This is a genomic window from Streptomyces sp. NPDC014861, assembly GCF_043081625.1.
Taxonomy (GTDB): Bacteria; Actinomycetota; Actinomycetes; order Streptomycetales; family Streptomycetaceae; genus Streptomyces.
Genome location: NZ_JBIBWV010000033.1, coordinates 39,013 through 55,651, shown reverse-complemented (window position 1 = coordinate 55,651; position 16,639 = coordinate 39,013). Strand labels below are relative to the sequence as shown.

The 16,639-nt window shown below is 69.8% G+C and carries 10 protein-coding genes and 1 pseudogene; 8 read left to right on the top strand and 3 right to left on the bottom strand.

Annotated elements, in window-relative coordinates; all coding sequences use genetic code 11:
• Positions 1-41: 41 nt before the first annotated feature.
• Genes ACF1BN_RS35590 through ACF1BN_RS35580 form a run of 3 tightly spaced genes read right to left on the bottom strand, consistent with a single transcriptional unit; the run spans position 42 to position 5,290 of the window.
• A complete protein-coding gene (locus ACF1BN_RS35590) occupies positions 42-2,180 on the bottom strand; it encodes a UvrD-helicase domain-containing protein (RefSeq protein ID WP_392335737.1) in 2,139 nt (712 codons plus the stop codon).
• Between the two features lie 36 nt (positions 2,181-2,216).
• A complete protein-coding gene (locus tag ACF1BN_RS35585) occupies positions 2,217-3,476 on the bottom strand; it encodes an McrC family protein (protein ID WP_392335736.1) in 1,260 nt (419 codons plus the stop codon).
• Positions 3,473-5,290 carry an AAA family ATPase gene (locus tag ACF1BN_RS35580; RefSeq protein WP_392335735.1) on the bottom strand — a complete coding sequence of 606 codons (1,818 nt, stop codon included), beginning with the start codon at positions 5,288-5,290 and terminating at the stop codon, positions 3,473-3,475. Before ACF1BN_RS35580 ends, ACF1BN_RS35585 begins: the two co-directional genes overlap by 4 nt.
• 213 nt (positions 5,291-5,503) lie before the next feature.
• Between ACF1BN_RS35580 and ACF1BN_RS35575 the strand changes: the two genes are divergently transcribed.
• The 8 genes and pseudogenes from ACF1BN_RS35575 (at position 5,504) to ACF1BN_RS35540 (ending at position 16,182) form a co-directional block, all read left to right on the top strand.
• A complete protein-coding gene (locus tag ACF1BN_RS35575; RefSeq protein ID WP_392335734.1) occupies positions 5,504-7,045 on the top strand; it encodes an RNA polymerase sigma factor RpoD/SigA in 1,542 nt (513 codons plus the stop codon).
• A gap of 72 nt (positions 7,046-7,117) precedes the next feature.
• Positions 7,118-10,267, top strand: a complete 3,150-nt coding sequence (locus ACF1BN_RS35570) for a helicase-related protein (RefSeq protein ID WP_392335733.1) — start codon at positions 7,118-7,120, stop codon at positions 10,265-10,267.
• On the top strand, positions 10,264-12,156 hold the full coding sequence (gene drmB, locus ACF1BN_RS35565; RefSeq protein WP_392335732.1) for a DrmB family protein: 1,893 nt from the start codon (positions 10,264-10,266) through the stop codon (positions 12,154-12,156). The genes ACF1BN_RS35570 and drmB overlap by 4 nt, the downstream gene beginning before the upstream one ends.
• Positions 12,153-13,265 carry a hypothetical protein gene (locus ACF1BN_RS35560; protein ID WP_392335731.1) on the top strand — a complete coding sequence of 371 codons (1,113 nt, stop codon included), beginning with the start codon at positions 12,153-12,155 and terminating at the stop codon, positions 13,263-13,265. Before drmB ends, ACF1BN_RS35560 begins: the two co-directional genes overlap by 4 nt.
• 83 nt (positions 13,266-13,348) lie before the next feature.
• On the top strand, positions 13,349-14,053 hold the full coding sequence (locus ACF1BN_RS35555; protein WP_392335730.1) for a hypothetical protein: 705 nt from the start codon (positions 13,349-13,351) through the stop codon (positions 14,051-14,053).
• A gap of 410 nt (positions 14,054-14,463) precedes the next feature.
• Entirely contained in the window at positions 14,464-14,793 is a 330-nt protein-coding gene (locus tag ACF1BN_RS35550; protein WP_392335729.1) for a hypothetical protein, read from the top strand.
• Positions 14,790-15,314: pseudogene (locus ACF1BN_RS35545) on the top strand (nucleotidyl transferase AbiEii/AbiGii toxin family protein); the annotation flags it as partial. The gene ACF1BN_RS35550 and the pseudogene ACF1BN_RS35545, both read left to right, overlap by 4 nt.
• Positions 15,315-15,432: 118 nt before the next feature.
• On the top strand, positions 15,433-16,182 hold the full coding sequence (locus ACF1BN_RS35540; protein WP_392335728.1) for a transposase family protein: 750 nt from the start codon (positions 15,433-15,435) through the stop codon (positions 16,180-16,182).
• Positions 16,183-16,639: the final 457 nt, after the last annotated feature.

Genomic DNA, 16,639 nt, shown 5'->3' with positions numbered 1-16,639 from the left:
AAGGTGGGTGCCCCGCACCGGCCCGTTCCAGGCGACAGCTCTCATGAGGCGGCGGGTGGCAGAAACGGGCTCGGAGCTCCGCTCCACGTCACACTCAGCGCTTCCCGAGCGCGAGTGCAGGCGACGAAGAGCAAGCAGCGTTCGCGGAGCAGGTCGGCGTCGTGCAGCAGTGGGTCCACCTCGCGTGGGGTGATCTCACGAGCGAACGGGACGGTGCCCTCAGTGACACCGAGGACGGACACCGCGCGGAACTCCAGCCCCTTCATCGCGTGCATCGTTGCCAGCCGTACACCCTCAGTTCCCTGCGCGACCTGTCCCTTGACACGCAGCACCGGGACGCCCGCAGCCTTCAGTTTCTCCTCGGCCGCGTCCAGAGAAAGGTTGAAGCGTGCGCACACGCCGATCTCGTGTGGTGCGAGGCCCTCGGCGAGCAACGCCCGGACCCGGTCCACCAGGGCCTCGGTCTCCTCCTGCCGGGTCGCGTACCCCTGCGTCTGGGGGCGGCGCCCGTGGAGCAGGGAGCGGTACCCGGCCAGCGAGTCCGTTCCCTCGCCCTCGAGCGCGTCGATGGTGACGGGCGCGAGGAGCCGCGCAGACCAGGCGAGGATCTCCTCGGTCGAGCGGTAGTTGACGCGCAACCGGAAGCTGCGGCCGGCCGTGGTGATGCCCAGGGAGCCGAGCGAGACCCGGGAGTCGTAGATCCGCTGATGCGGGTCGCCGGTGACGAACAGGTCGTCGGGGCCAGGAGACACTGCGGTCCGCAGCACACGCCACTGTGCGGGGTGCAGGTCCTGTGCCTCGTCGACGACGACATGGGCGTACGGAGTCGGCTCGCCAGCGAGGAGTTCCGCCGCGCGGGCGCAGACGCGCAGGTGTGTGGTCTCGCCGCGGTCGCGCAGGAACTGTTCGAACCGCTCCACGCCGCTCCACACCTCCCGGCGGCGCGTGGGGCCGAGGCCGGTGCCGCGGCTGCGACGGCTCGCCCCGAGGTAGGCGTCGAGATCGCGGAGGTTCTGACCGAGTACGACGTGCCGGTACTCCTGGGCCAGGAACTGGGCGGTGAACGGCAGATCGAGCTGCTTGACGGCCTTCTCCCACAACTGCCGCTGTTCCCGGTCCCCGATCAGTCTGGGCGCGGCCGCCGATTTCGCGCGCACGATGCCGTTCGCATAGGCGTCGACCGTTGTCACGTCGACCCGGGCCAGCAGCTTCTCGTCCTCGTCGAGGAGTAGGCCGAGCATCTCACGCAGTCCGGCGGCCAGCGCGTTCGTGAACGTGGTGAGCAGGATGCGGCCGTCCTCGGAACGGCCGAGCAGGTGCTTGACCCGATGCAGGGCCGCCACCGTCTTGCCCGTCCCGGGTCCGCCAGCGACCTGTACGGGACCCCCGTACGAGGTGCGGTAGGCGACGCGCCGCTGGGAGGGGTGGAGGAAGACCCGCCAGGCCTCGAACGGCTTCTCCAGAATCTCCTCCAGCTCCTGCGGCCCGGTGATCAGGCGGACGCGTGCGGGAGTGTTGGCGATCACCGTGGCCAGGTCTTCCACCGGCTCAGGGGGTGCATCGGCGGGCCGACGGACGGCCACGACGTCCCGGTAGACCTCTTCGGGGCTGAACCCCTCGGCGAGATACTGCAGCACCTCCCGCTGATCCTCCGGCAGGAGCGTGGAGAACGCCTCCAGCTGGGCCTTGTCCACCAGCGAACGCGCGGCGCGCAGCACCTGATCGTCGATGCCGAGCTCGCGCAGCGTGCCGTCGGAGACATCCGCGAAAAGCAGCCGTGGAGCCGTGCGTGCGGCTGTCTCGTACAGCGGCGTCAGCTCGTCCAAGGCGACGGCGTTGCGTATCTCCAGGGCCCGGGTCGCGGAGTTCGCGCTGTACAGACGCTTCGCCGCCCAGGTATAGGCGTCGTCGTGCGGTAGCACATTGACCAGGAGGAACATGTCGCTGCCGTCGTCGGGGGCGAGGACGACGCCCCGCCAGAAGTCGGTGATGCGAATGGTGCGCATCCGCGGGTCACGGGCGTTCTCGACGGACTCCAGGTGCAGTCCCTTGTCCGCGTTGAGATCGGCGACGCTCATGGCCTGGAATTTCGCCATGGCCTTGCGCACTCCGGCTCGGATGGGCTTCTCCAGGGTGTCGTAGCCGTCCCAGAAGCTCTGGGCGAAGGCGAGCCGGGGCATGAGGTCCCTTCCTTTCTGACTGACCGTGTTTCATGGTCACGGATGTGGGGTGGCTCCGGCCAGCCGTCCGGCGATCTCCTTCAGAGCCGACAGGAGTTGTTCGGGTTCGCGGGAGAGGTCGAGGCTGTGCTGGTACAGCCGCACTCCCCGTCCCTCCGGCCCGGCCGTCGTTCCGCGCACCTCATGGAAGCGCTCGGGCTGCCGTCCGGCCGCGTACACCAGGTGCGCCTCGGGCAGAGAGAGCACGGTGGCGTACGCCAGCGCCTGGTACAGGTCGGCGTTGAGGAGTCCGTCGGCCTTCTCGACCTTGTACTTGGCGTCGACGACGGCGAGCGGAGTGCGTTCGTCGCCGGTGCGGACGACGAGATCGGGGCGAATCCGTACCAGACCCGCGGTGTCGAGGTGGTGGGGGTCCTGGAGGCGCGCGGTCAGGCCGTGCTCCTGAAGGGCCTCACGCAGGGCGACCGTGACGAAGTCCTCGAACAACTTGTTCATGTCGAGCAGGAAGCCGTCGACAGTGAGCGGTTCGGCCCCGGCCGGCCGGTGTTCCGGTGAGGTGCCGCGCAGAACGGCCTCGGCGAGCCGCAGTGCTGGCTGGTAGCGGGAGTTCAGGCGTGACGGCTGCCAACGCGGCAGTTCCTGTCCCCGTATCAGTGGCAGTGCGTCGGCGAGACGTATGCGCTGGTGGGCGAGACGCCGTTGGACGGGACTGGGAACGCCCGGCAGCCGCAGCAACCGCTCGGTGGCGGCGCGCAGAATGCGGTTCTCGGCGGTGTCGACGGTGTACGCGTCGTAGACGATCTCCACAGGCGGCGTACGGCCGAAGTGTCGCCGGATCTGCTCGGCCTCGCGCAGCCGCCCGCGCACGACCAGCGCGGACTCCTCTACCTCCCGGTAGCCCCGGAGGACCCCCTGCCGCAGTGCCGCGTCGATCTGCCGCTCCACGGCGTGCGCGAGTGCGGGCACGACGTCGTCGTACGCTCCGGTGTCGACGGTGCCCTCCCGACTGTCACGCCAGGCACGTGCCGGGTCGAGACTGAACCCGAGAAGGAAGAACAGCCGGCTCACGGGGGTTTTGGGCGTGATCCGTACGACCGGCCCGCCGGGCGTCCGCACGGCGCCGACCCGGCTGCCCGCCCGTAGCAGCCAGTGCCCGTTGCGGCCGGGATCTGGGGTCGCGCTCTGCAGGATGCCGGAGACGGCGAGGGCCCGCCCGGCCTCGGAGCCCAGAGGGACGGAGACGGCGGGCCCGTACTCGCGCAGCGTCACCTCACCCACGGGCACGGGCGCGGTCACTGGCGCTGCTCGCGCAACGAGTCGAGACCGTAGCGTGCGGCGACATCGAGGCCCTCGCCGTAGTGGTGTTCCTCCAGCAGCGGCAGGATCTTCGTGCGCCAGGTCCGTTCGAGGCCGCCCTTGCGGTACACGCCCGGCTTCATCAGGTACGAGGGGCCGATGGCGAAGTCGGCATCGTTGATGAGGGCGTTGAGGGCGTCGAGGAGACGGGCGGGCTCCGGGTCCCTGCCTTCGCGCTTCAGCCAGCGCGCGAGCAGCCCGGCGGTCGGCTCGGCGCGCGGAGACAGCTCCACGAACGCGAAACGGCGCCGCATCGCCGCGTCGACCAGGGCGATCGACCGGTCGGCGGTGTTCATCGTGCCGATCACAAACAAATTCGGCGGCAGCGCGAAGTCGTCGCCGGAGTAGGTGAGACGCACCGACCTCGTGCGGTACTCCAGGAGGAAGTACAGCTCGCCGAAGACCTTCGCCAGATTGGCGCGGTTGATCTCGTCGATGATCAGGAAATGCGGGATGTGCCGGTTGCCCTCGCGGGAGGCGAGATCGGCGAGCTCCCGCAGCGGGCCCGCCGTCAGCCGGAAGGCAACCTCCCTCGTCTCGGGATCCTCGACGGGCCGGAACCCCTCGAAGAAGTCCTCGTAGGCGTACGAAGGGTGGAACTGCACGATCTTGACCTGTTCCGGGCCGCCGCCGAAGTACTCGGCCAGCTTCATCGCCAGATACGTCTTACCGGTGCCCGGCGGGCCGTAGAGCACCAGCTGCCGTTCGTCGAGCAGCAGTTCACGCATCTCCTCCAGCCAGGCGCGGTTGTGGACCAGGAGGTCCGACGCAAATGCCTCGGTGATGTCCGGTAGCGACAGCTCCCGCAGCGCCTGCCGTTCGACGGCGGGGAACTCGCCGGTGTCGTCGGCTGCTGCCGGGTCCGTATGCCCTGTGAGCCCGTCCAGCGCCTCCAGGACACCGGTCAGGTCGACGACGTCATGCTGAACAGACAACTTCTGCTGCACTTCCTCCGGCAGCTCCTCGTACGCATGGCCCTGCGGCAGCCAGGCGACGGTTCTTCGCAGATTGGACAGCCCGCCCGGCGACGAGGTCTGCACGGCCTCCCCGGTGATCCGCCCGACGTGCAGCCGGCCGTCGCCGATGGTGGCCACCGTGTCGCCCACGCGCATCTGCGTCAGGAAGGCGTGCAGCTCGTCGACGAGGCCCCGCTTCTGGTTGTACGAGGCCGCCCCCTCGTACCCCTCCTCCACGTAGCGACGCAGCACGCTCTTGGTCGGATCGGTCTCCTCCAGAGGCGGCAGGTGCGCGCCCGCGAGCGAGACGACCCCCTCCTTCAGCCACAGCTGCCGCACCAGGTTGTGCCCGGAGACATTGGAGCCGCGCACCAGCCACGCTTTGCGTGGGGCACGCCAGCCGGTGGACAGATAGTCGGCGAGCGCGTGGCCCTCGGCGGTTCGCCAGGACTCCGGGCCGGATGCGTCGTAGCCGTACACCAGCGCGGCGGCGGCCGAGGACGAGTTGCACGCGATGTCCCGGGTCGCCACCCAACGCGGCGGTGCCTCCGGCCGGTCGGATTCGGCAGGCGCGTCGACGAGCCCGCCGCTCGCGCGCAGCTCCGCGCGGATCCGGCGTGCGTGATCGCCAAGCCCGGGCCATGCCTCGGCCACCACCATCGAGCCCTCCAGCAGGAGGAACTTGTGCGTGCCGTTGCCGCCGAACTCCGCGAGCAGATACCCGCGCGCCTCACCGCCATCCTTGGGAAGCTTGATGCGGAACTCGGGGGCGCCGGGGAGGCGGTCGGAGTGCGGCATGGGTGACCTTCCGAGGTAGGGACGAGGCATGCGTGAACACCGCACACCTTACCTGTTGACGCTGTCAAGTGACTTGGACGTTTCGTAAACAAGTCGGCTCAGCACGTTGACGGTGTAAACGCACTCGGCCTATTGTGTGGTTCCGCCGACCGGGTCTTTCGGGCGGAACTGGCGCGTGGTCGCTGGAGTGGGGGCGTTATGGGTGGGGAGTCCGTGGGCGAGTCCGAACGGCGCACGATCGAGGCGGAGTTGCCGTCCGTCATCGAGAGACTGACGCGCTGCGCGTCTCGTTCGGGCATTGTCAGCCAGCGGGCCTTCGCGCTGGAGGCGGAGCGACTCGGGCTGAGGACCGACGAACAGCGGCGAAGGTTTCGTAGCGGGCTGGCTGCTGCTGGCATTCACGTGAAGCCGTCCCGCCGAGGGCGGGTGAGTCACCGCCCCACGCCCGCCGCTGATCTTGAGGCGCGGGCTGTGACCCCGTCGCCGAAGGCATCCGCCCCACCGGCCGCCGCCCCTGAAACCGGGCTCGCCGCGACGGAGGCAGCCAGACGCCTGGCCCAGGCCCGGCGCATGCTCGCCCGCTATACCGATGCCGACGGCACCGTGAGCAAGCTCGCCCACGACGGAGTTGTACGGCTCCACGGGCTCAGCCCTGCCGAAGCGCGTGAGCTGACCGCCGACTTCCCGATCACCCGCCCCGGAACGCCCCGCGTGCCCGCCGAATCGGTGGAGCGTCGTGAGGCCCGCTCCGCTGCGTCTGCACTCGCTCCGGCGTCCAAGGCCACGCCCCAGAGACCGTCGATCGGCGGGAAGCGTGCCCGAGTTGCGTCCACCGCTGTGGATGCACGACTGGCCGACGCCGTCCGCGCGGCTCGGGCCGTGCTGGAGGAGGACCGGTGGCGGCGGGAGCCGTCCAGGGTCCTGCTGAAGGCGGACGAGGAAGTCGGGCTCGCCGTTCTTCTGCGGGGCAGTACCGACCGCCTCGGCCGCGATATTCCGGCGGAGGAGATCGGGGCCCTACCCCGCGACGGCGAGCAGTGGTGCGCTTATGAGTGCCTCGTGCTGCACAACCGGCGGCTTGTGTGGAAGATCGCGCAGGGCTACCAGGGACGCGGACTGGACATCGACGACCTCGTCCAGCACGGAACCATCGGACTGATGCGCGCGGTCCGCAAGTTCGACGCCACCAAGGGCTACAAGCTGTCGACCTACGCGACGTGGTGGATCAAGCAGGCCATCACCCGGGCCATCGCTGACGAGGGCACTCTGATCCGGGTGCCGGTGCACATGCACGAAAAGGTCAGCAAGGTCGCTGTGGCCGAGCGCAAGCTGCTGAGTGAGGGCCGGGCCAGGACCGTCGACAACGTGGCCTACGCCACCGGCCTTACCTTCGCCGAAGTGGAGGAGGTACGCAGGATCAGCCGGCCCACCGACTCCCTGGACCGGATCATCGGCGACGACACTGCCCTCGGCGACCTCATCATCGGGCCGAGCCGACTGCCCGGGCCCGCTGTCGTGTTGATTCGCAAGGAGCTTCAGGCGCGCCTGCGGCACGTCCTGGAGCACCTCTCCGAACGTGAGCGGCATGTCCTTGTCCGGCGCACCGGTCTTGACGGGGACGAGCCGGACACGCTTGAGGACATCGGGGTCGTCTTCGGTGTCACGCGTGAGCGCATCCGCCAAGTCGAGTCGAAGGCCAAGGCGAAGTTTCGTGGCCAGCTGATCCGTCACGGGATGATCCCGTCGCACCTCTGAACCGACCGCAATTCACGGCGGGCCCACAGCTGTTCCCGCTCAACGCCCCCACTCGATCGAAGGAACCCGCACATGGACCCGCGCCAAGAGCTGGTCGACTACCTCACCCGCCAGCTCGTCGGCCCCGCCGGCGGTGACGACGAGGTACTCGACGCACCGCCGGACCGGCAGTACCTGATGGGCACGCTCTACCCGCAACAGGCGGATCGTCAGCGCCGGCTCGACCTCGCCGCCGACGACCCCGAGGCACCTGGTGCCGAGCAGGACGCCCCCGACGTGGGCCCGGCCCCCGACCCCGTGCCCGAGACCAACAGCTGGCTGCCCGCGTCCCTCGGCATCAGCTTCTACACCGATGCCGTCGACGTCGAGGTCAGCTGCGCCGCCGCCCGCTACGAGACGCAGCGGAACGAACCCGGGCGCGGGCGGCGCTGGCAGCGCATCCCCCTCAGGCCCGAGACACACGCGATCGGCCCCGACCGGGAGGAGGTGCCCGTCTTCGACGGCCGCGCGAAGATCCAGCTGACCCGCCGCTCCTACGGCGCGGGCACCCTCATCACCGTGGCCCTGGTCAACGAAAAGCATCACGACCCTGCCGACGACAAGGCGCCGGACTGGGACGACATGCTGTTCCAGTGCCGGCTCAGCGTCCGCCCCGCCGATGGCACCGTGCTGCCGTACCCCAGCGTCCGGCTCGCCAGCCGCGATCCCGAGGAACGCGAACTGCGCCTCCAGTACCGGCACGTCGTCACCCATGCCGTCGGCCACGGCTGCGCCGTCCGCGAAGACCACGGCGAGGACGGCGGTGTCGAACGCCTCGCCTGCGAAGCCCTGCCACGTGCCGAGGTACCCGCTCTTCGGGCCGGCGGCCCGCTCGACGCCCCCGCGCTCACCATCTCCCACCTGGCCGACCCGGCCGTCGATAGGGGCCAACTCCGTGAGGAGCTTGCTGAGTTCGCTGCCGCGTACCACGCCTGGTACGTGGGACAGCGTTCCGTCGAGGTGCCGCCATGGGGCCGGGAGGCCGCGGAGCGGATCCTCGACCGGGTCCGGCAGGCGGTCACCCGCATCGAGGCTGGCGTGCGTACCCTGTGCGACCCCGAGCGGCCCGAACTCCTCGACGCCTTCCGCGTCGCCCAGCGCGCCATGCTGCTGCAGATGCGGCACTCCGCCCCCGACCAGGCCGGTCAGCGGCGCCACCGCGCGGACACCGTGGGCATCGACCCGCCCGTCGACCCCAAGGCCACCTGGCGCCCTTTCCAGCTCGCCTTCTTCCTCCTCGCCCTCGACGGCGTCGCCGACCCCGGACACCGCGACCGCGAGACCACCGACCTGATCTGGTTCCCCACCGGTGGTGGCAAGACCGAGGCGTATCTCCTCCTGGCCGCGTTCACCATCGCCCTGCGCCGGATTCGGGGCGAAGGCGGCGGGACCACCGTGCTCAGCCGCTACACCCTCAGTCTGCTCACCACCCAGCAGTTCCAGCGCGCCGCCACCACGATCTGTGCTCTGGAGCACCTTCGCCGCGCCGAACCCGGACTCGGCCTCGGTGGCGAGCCCATCACCATCGGCCTGTGGGTCGGCGACACCACCACCCCGAACAAGTTTCAGGCGGCCAAGGACGCCTTTGACGAGCAGCGCGAGGCCAGCCACCCCGAGGATGTCTTCATTCTCGACCGCTGCCCGTGGTGCGGCACCCGCATCCTGCCGCCGACCCGGTCCAGCGTCCGCTCCGACTACGGAGTCCGCGCCGAAACGGACGAGTTCACCTTCTACTGCACCCGTGACGAGTGCGCCTTCCACGACGTCCTGCCCGTCGCCGTCGTCGACCAGCACCTCTACGAGGATCCGCCCACCTTCGTCCTGGGCACCGTCGACAAGTTCGCCCGGCTCGCCTGGGAGCCTGACTCCGGCAGCCTCTTCGGCGCCGGCACCGGCAACCTGCCCCCGTCCCTGATCATCCAGGACGAGCTGCACCTGCTCACCGGACCGCTCGGCACCACGGTCGGCCTCTACGAGGCGGCCATCCTGGAGCTGTGCACCGGCCCGGACGGCCGCTCGCCCAAGATCGTCGCCGCTACGGCCACCATCCGGCGCTCCGCCGAACAGGTCCGAGCCCTGCACCACCAGGACGTCCAGCTCTTCCCGCCGTCCGGGCTCGACGCCCGCGACAGCTTCTTCGCCGTCCCCGACACCGGCCGCCCCGGCCGCCTCTACCTCGGCGTCATGGCTCAGGGCCACACCGCGGGCCGCGGAGCCGTCGCCACCACGGCGGCCATGCTCCAGGGCGTCCACCAGCTCCCCGAGGAACACCGCGACGACTACTGGACACTCGTTGCCTACCACCACAGCCTGCGCGAACTCGGTCGTACCGTCACCGCGGCCGGCGACGACATCCCCGCCCAGCTCCGCGGCCTCGACGAGGGTGCCGGCACGCGCGAGCTGGTCGGCGAGCAGGTACAGCAACTCGACAGCAGCGTGAAGCGCGCCGATCAGCCCATCCTCCTCGACCGCCTTGAAAAGCCCTGGACGGACCCCCGGTCGGTGTCGTTCCTGCCGTGCACCAACATGCTCTCCGTCGGCGTCGACGTGAAGCGGCTCGCGTACATGCTCATGCAGGGCCAGCCCAAGACCACCGCCGAGTACATCCAGGCCACCAGCCGCGTCGGCCGCCACCACGTGCCCGGACTCGTCATCACCTACTTCAACGCCACCCGCCCGCGCGACCGGTCCCACTACGAGACCTTCATGGACTACCACCGGGCGCTCTACCGCTACGTCGAACCCGCCAGCGTCACTCCCTGGTCCCTGCCTGCACGCCGACGCGCCCTGCACGCCGCGCTCGTCATCCTGGTCCGCCACCGGCTTGGCCTGGCCGCCGAGAACCGGGCCGGACGGATTACCGCCCACAAGGAAGAGGCAGGGCGGATCGCCGACGCCCTCGCTGAGCGTGCCGCGACCGCCGAGCGCGGCGCCACGGGAGCCGACGCCGACGCCGTACGCGCCGACGTACGAGCGGAACTCGGCTACCTCCTGGACGACTGGTACCGGCAGGCCGACACCGCCGCGGCCGAGGGCAAGGACCTCTACTACCGCAGCCAGGGCAAGGGCCAGCACAACCTGCTCAAGGCCTTCGAGCAGCGTTACGGCCTGTGGGAGACCCTCAACTCCATGCGCAGCGTCGACCGCGAGTGCCAGATCACCGTGACGGGAGCAGGAAAGTGAAGCGCAAACTCCGGGTCCGCCAGGCGCAGACCGTGCTGCCGTTCGGCGTGGGCGCGGTACTCGACGTCCAGGGCGAGTCGTTCGTCGCCGCCGGCATCGAGAACTGGCCGGGGCTGAAGACCCCCGTCCCTTCCGAACGGCTCGCCGCCCGCCTCGGCGTGATGGGTTTCTTCGCCGCGCCCCACACCCTCAACGACCGCTACGACAAGCCCGACCGCCCCGGCGTCCCCTATGTGCGCTTCCCCGGCTGGCTGTTCTGCGGCTCCTGCCGGGCCATGGTCCGTTTCCTGCGCGAGAACGAGAAGCCCGGCGAGCCGCCCGTTTGCACCTCCTGCGCCGCCGCACCCCGCCTCACTCCGATGCGGTTCGTCCGCATCTGCCCGGACGGACACCTCGACGACGTCGACTGGTGGTACTGGGCCCACTCCAAGCTCGCGCCCGAACTGCGGGACTCGTGCTCCGAGTCGAAGCAGGCCTGGAAGGCACGTCGGCTCAGCTTCCGCGTCGCCGACCGCGCCTCCGGACTCGAAGCGCTCTCAGTGCGCTGTGGAGCGACCGGGCTGGGCGGCAAGCCGTGCGGCGCCGAACGTGACCTGCTCGACGTGCTCGGCCCCCAGGGCGGACACTGCTCGGGCCGTAACCCCTGGCAGCGCTGGGACGCGAGGGCTTCCTGCGGCCAGCAGGTGCACATCGTGCAGCGCACCGCCGGCAACGTCTACTACCCGGTCGTCTACTCGGCCCTCGACATCCCCCAGACCACCGAAGCCCCGCGTGCGGAGCAGGACATGGCGGAGGCCGTCCTGGGCCACGGCTACTGGCCGATCCTGCTCGAAGCCCTCGGCACGCCCAGGGCCGACACCTTCCGCGGCATGATCAAGGAGGACACCGAAGCCCCCGGCAGCCTCATCGATCAGCTTGTCGCGGAGGCCACGGGCGCTCCCGCACCACTGCCTGCAGACCAGCCGGAGCCTGGAAAGTCCGGAAAGATCGACCTGAGTCGCGACGAGTGGTTCGCCTTCGATGCGATCCGGCTCCCGGAGCCCACCAAGGAGTTCGCGATTCGTCGCGGCGGACTCGGCCTCGACGGCGAGAAGGAGGAGCCCTGGGCCACCCTCGACGCGCACATCGACGGCGTCGTCCTCCTCGACCGCCTCCGCGAGGTCCGTGCCCTGACCGGCTTCCGTCGCCACTCGCCGGGCGGCACCCTCGTTCCCGCCGACACCAGCGGCCGCCTGCGCTGGCTCCCCGCGATCGAGGTCTACGGCGAGGGCATCGTCCTCACCCTCGACGAACAGCGCCTGACCGTCTGGGAGAACGACCCCCGCGTACAGGCCTACGTCCACGACATCCGTACGGACCTCGACGCGTCGTTCCGCGAGGAACAACTCGCCGAGACGACCGGCAGCGAACTCTCGCCCCGCTTCCTGCTCCTGCACACCGTCGCCCACCTGCTCATCCGCCAGCTGTCCTTCGACTCCGGCTACACCACCGCCAGCCTGCGCGAGCGCGTGTACGGCCGCCCCGAGTACGGCCAGCGCGGACTGCTGATCTATACGGCCGCCGGTGACGCGGAAGGCACCCTCGGCGGTCTGGTCCGACAGGGCGAAGCGCCGCACTTCGCCGAGACGCTCATCCGGATGCTGGAGGCGGCTGCCTGGTGCTCCGCCGACCCGCTGTGCGCCGAGCACACCGGCCAGGGCTTCGGCAACCTCAACCGGGCCGCCTGCCACGCCTGCACCCTGCTGCCCGAGACCAGCTGCCAGACCGGCAACACCCTCCTCGACCGCGCCCTGGTCGTCGGCTCGGCCCGCGTCCCCGGCTACTTCACCGACGTCCTCACCGCGAGCCGCGAACAAGCGGCCGCCACCGCCCTGGGAAGACACCCATGACCATCGCGAACACCCCCGTCCTCCACCCCGACCTCACCCCCGCCCAGCGCGACTGTCTGGACGCGCTGCCGCTGACCGGCAACCACGTCGTCAGCGGCCCGCCCGGCAGCGGCAAGAGCCTGCTCGCCGCGCATCGTGCCGTCCACCTCGCCCTCACTGGCCGCCACACCTTCCTGATCTCGCGCTCCAACCTGTTGCGCCAGCTCCTGCGCGACACCCTCGCGGGTCTCGCGGTCCCCGGCGCACCTGTCGAGGCATCCACCGCCCACCTCTGGGTCTACAGCCGCTTCGGCCGTGACGCACCGCGGACAGAGGACAGCTGGTTCGACTGGCCGGCTCTCACACACCAGGCCGCCGGCGCTGTTGGCGAGCACGATGCCGCCACACCCCACCTCGTCGTCGACGAGGGCCAGGACCTGCCGCCGGGCTTCTACCGAATGGCCCGCCTTGCTGCCGCCTCCGTGACGGTCTTCGCCGACGAGTGTCAGCGCCTCACCGAGACGAACTCCACCCTCACCGAGATCGCCGAGGCCCTTGGCCGCTCCACCGGACGCGTCGAGATTCTCGGCAACCACCGCAACACCCGCGAGATCGCTTCCCTCGCCGAACACTTCCGCACCGGCGGCACCCGCCCCGATGTCCCCTTCCGCAGCGGCGCCCTGCCCACGGTCCGTCACTACTCGGGCGTCAAGGACCTCGCCGACGAGATCACCACCCTGGCGGCCCGGCACCCGCGGGACCGCATCGGTGTCATCGTCAACTCATTGCGCACGGCGGCGGACCTGATGCGCCGCCTGGAGCGGTCCGGCCTCGCCCACGAACCCCAGCTTTACAGCTCGGCGGCCCCCTCCGGACGCTACCGCGACCTCGACCTTGCTCGCCCCGGTGTCGTCCTCGTCCACCGTGCCAGTGCCAAGGGGCTCGACTTCGACACCGTCGTCATCGCCGACGCGGAGTCCGACTCAGGCATCGACCCCACGTCGGCGGCCCTCCGCATGGCCTACTACGTCATGATCACCCGCGCGCGTCAGCGGCTGGTGCTGGGCTGGCAGGGGAGCCGGTTGCCGCGCCACCTGGAGGGGTTGCACGGGTGGGTGCAAACGCGGTGATGGCGCGACACCTCGCTGTCAGCCGCACCCACGTCGCTCCCGGCGCCCTCGAGGCGCTCGAGCTCCGAGAGGACCACAACCCGATGAGCAAGGCTGATGACGTCGAGAGCCTGGTCCAGCAGGCTCTCGACAAGACACTGGCCGCCCAGGAGTCCCGGGCGAGGAAGAACGTCGAGCGCCTGCGACGAGTCCACCCCAGCGACACACCACAGGAGCTGATCCGGCGGTTGGAACGCTCCTACCTTGCCAGCATCACTGTGTCCGGCGCAGTATCCGGCGTGGCAGCGACCATGCCCGGTGTCGGAATCCCAGCGGCTCCGGCTCACGTCATAGCCTTCACCGAAGCGTCAGTGTTTTACCTGCTGTCGCTGGCCGAGATCCATGGCCTGCATTCCGAGGACTTCGAGCAACGCAGGCGCCTGGTCACGACCGTGGTCCTCGGCGGCGCAGCGGTGCGCAAACTGGAAAAGGTCGTCGAGCACACCGGCCCCTATTGGGCACGGCGCATCGTCGGTTCGATCCCCATGAGCGCGATCAACCAGGCCAACAAGGCGCTGCGTCCGCAGTTCATCACCAAGTATGGGACCAAGCGAGGGGTCCTGGTACTAAGCGAACAGGTGCCACTTGGCGTCGGCGCCGCGCTCGGCGCCGGCGGTAGCCTTGTCCTCGGGGGAGCGACGATCACGTACGCACGAATCGTCTTCGGACAGCCGCCGTCGAGCTGGGCCGGCGCTGATCGTGGGGACGAGGTGCCCTCCGGGTCCCGGCTCGGGGGTTCGACCCAGTAGTAGCGTCACCGCCTCGCTGATCCCGGCATCGTCGATGTTCAAGCCCGTGGATATTCATGATTGGTTGCCTGGAAAACAACCAACATCACGAAGATCCGCGGGCTCCTTGCGTCCGGGCCACCCGCACCCAGAGCCCTCACGCACGGTAACCGGCCATCGGGCCGTCACCGCCACACCCCATCGAGTTCGAAGACCCAGGATCCGAACCTCAGGAAGATCCGTCGCCTGCTCGGTGAGTCGGACCGGACTCGTGAGACCCGGCCCACCCAGGAACTGCTGCGCGGCAACCAGCGTCAGGCTGTGTTCGCCGGGGCGGAGCGCGTCGGGAGCCCCGTATCCGCCGTGGCGCCGCCTCCCACCAGCGATGCTGGACGCATGGACGCGACGACCACCGCCCCTCCCGCGCCGAGGTGCTGCGGGACCGCTACCGCAGCCGGCTGCCCGAGCACCTGCAGGAGCTGGCCGGCCCCATGGAGGGCACGGTCGACCTGCCGCTGCACATCGCCTGGTCCGGGCGGACGAGCTACAGCCTGGACCGCCCGAAGTCCCGCATGACGCTCTACCAGACCGTCCTCGCCGAGGGCCTGTGCGAAGATCTGGCGACCTTCCTCCATCACCGGCTGCTGGCCGAGCGGTGGCCCGTTCTGCGCCGCCTGATCAGCCCCTACATCCGTGAGGTCTGGGAGGACGCCTTCCCCGAGCTACCGCGCACCGCTCCGGCCGACGCGACCGCCGCGTGAAACTCACCCCGCTCCACAAGCGTCTCCTCGCCGACATCCACGACCTCGGCTCCCCTTACCCTCTGGTCCTCACCCGCGGATACGCCGTGCAAGCTCACGGCCTGGTCGAACGCTTCAGCCGCGACCTCGACGTCGCCACCGAGACCCCCGCCCCAATGGACAAGATCGTCGCCTCCCTCACAGCCGGCCTCAACGCGCGCGGCTGGCGGACCACGCATGTCCAGACCGACCCGCTCAGCGGCCGGTTCCTCGTCACCGACCCGGACACCGGCGAGGAGTGCGAGGTCGACGTCCTCAGGGAGGCTTTCTGGGTCCCGCCCGCCCAGACTCCCTACGGCCCAGTCCTCTCCCTCGACGACGTGATCGGCACCAAGGTCCGCGCCTTCGCCGACCGCGGCACCGTCCGCGACCTCATCGACGTCCAGGCCGCCTCCCGCCACCGCTCCACAGCCGACCTCGAATCCCTCGGCCGCCGCCGCGCCCACGACGAGTTCAGACTCGAGGACCTCCGCGACCGGCTCATTGAGCTTCTTCGATGTGGCCACCGGTCGGGTGACGGTCTGTGAAGCGCAACGAGCGAGGCCCCCGGGCTGTTGATCGAAATGTCTGACGTCTCAATCACGTTGCTCGGGGGCCTCGTTGGTCATGCATCCTGCCGCACTCGACCTGCCACATGCACTCGTGGAGTGGGTCACCATGCTGATCGTCACCCGTGAGGGCGACCGGCGCTGCAAGCTCCGTCCGTCACAGCGCGCGATGGTGGCACTGGTGTACCTGCGCGAACACACCACTCTGGCGAAGATCGCCGCCGGGTTCGGCATCAGCGAGTCCACCGCCCATGCCTACACCAGCGCGGTCGTCGACCTTCTCGCCGCCCGTGCACCGGGCCTGCTCAAGACGCTGCGCGACCACGAACCCGACTTCGTCCTGCTCGACGGCACTCTCGCCGAATGCGACCGGGTCGGCGACGGCCGGGCCGACTACTCCCACAAACACCGACGCCACGGCGTGAACGTGCAGGTCGTCACCGATCCCGGCGGCCGGCTGCTGTGGCTCTCGCCCGCCCTACCGGGCCGCACCCACGACCTGACCGCTGCCCGCACCCACCGGATCATCCGGATCTGCGAGCGCCAGGGCGTTCCGATCGTGGCCGATCTCGCCTACCAGGGCGCCGGCCCGTGGCTGACCACGGGCATCAAACGCAAGCCCCTGCAGGAACTGCCCCCCACCGACAAGACCCGCAACCGTGCCCTGGCCGCAGCACGCGCACCCGTCGAACGCGGCGTCGCCCGCCTGAAGTCCTGGCGGATCTTCCGCAGGTCCCGCTGCAGCCCCAACCGCATGACGTCAATCGCCAAGGCCGTCCTCACACTGGAGCTGCAACGCTGAAGAAGCTCATTGGTGCTGACAGGTACGAGGACGAGGACTACGCCGCGTACGGGCTCACTGCCCGGCAGATCGAGGAGCTCAAGGCGTGGGCGCTGGAGTGGGCGGAGGACCTGGGGGTGCGGATCCACGACGACAACGCCTGACAGTGGCTACGGGACGGTGCTCCAGTGGCTGGCTCGCGGGCTGCGCGGATAGGTGGGGACGACGTGATGCTCCTCGGGACGTGTGGTGCGGGACCGAACGGCCCCCGCACCACACCGGATCCCGCATCCTGTCACCGCCTGGACGGGCAGTACGCTCCCGGCGGCGGACGGAGTGCTCACATCCGCGAACTGGCCCTGCCCTGTTCGGCGAGGCGCCCGAGGCGTTACATGTTGACACCGTCAAAACGACTCAGGGTCGTGACGGACCCATGTCCCGGTCGGCGGCGGAGTAGGTTCAACGCAGGCAGTGCGTC

What these genes read in the sequence shown, in the direction of transcription:
- ACF1BN_RS35590 (WP_392335737.1), bottom strand. Translation starts at nt 2,180, where the DNA reads ATGCCCCGGCTCGCCTTCGCCCAGAGCTTCTGGGACGGCTACGACACC.
- ACF1BN_RS35580 (WP_392335735.1), bottom strand. Translation starts at nt 5,290, where the DNA reads ATGCCGCACTCCGACCGCCTCCCCGGCGCCCCCGAGTTCCGCATCAAG.
- ACF1BN_RS35570 (WP_392335733.1), top strand. Translation starts at nt 7,118, where the DNA reads ATGGACCCGCGCCAAGAGCTGGTCGACTACCTCACCCGCCAGCTCGTC.
- ACF1BN_RS35560 (WP_392335731.1), top strand. Translation starts at nt 12,153, where the DNA reads ATGACCATCGCGAACACCCCCGTCCTCCACCCCGACCTCACCCCCGCC.
- ACF1BN_RS35555 (WP_392335730.1), top strand. Translation starts at nt 13,349, where the DNA reads ATGAGCAAGGCTGATGACGTCGAGAGCCTGGTCCAGCAGGCTCTCGAC.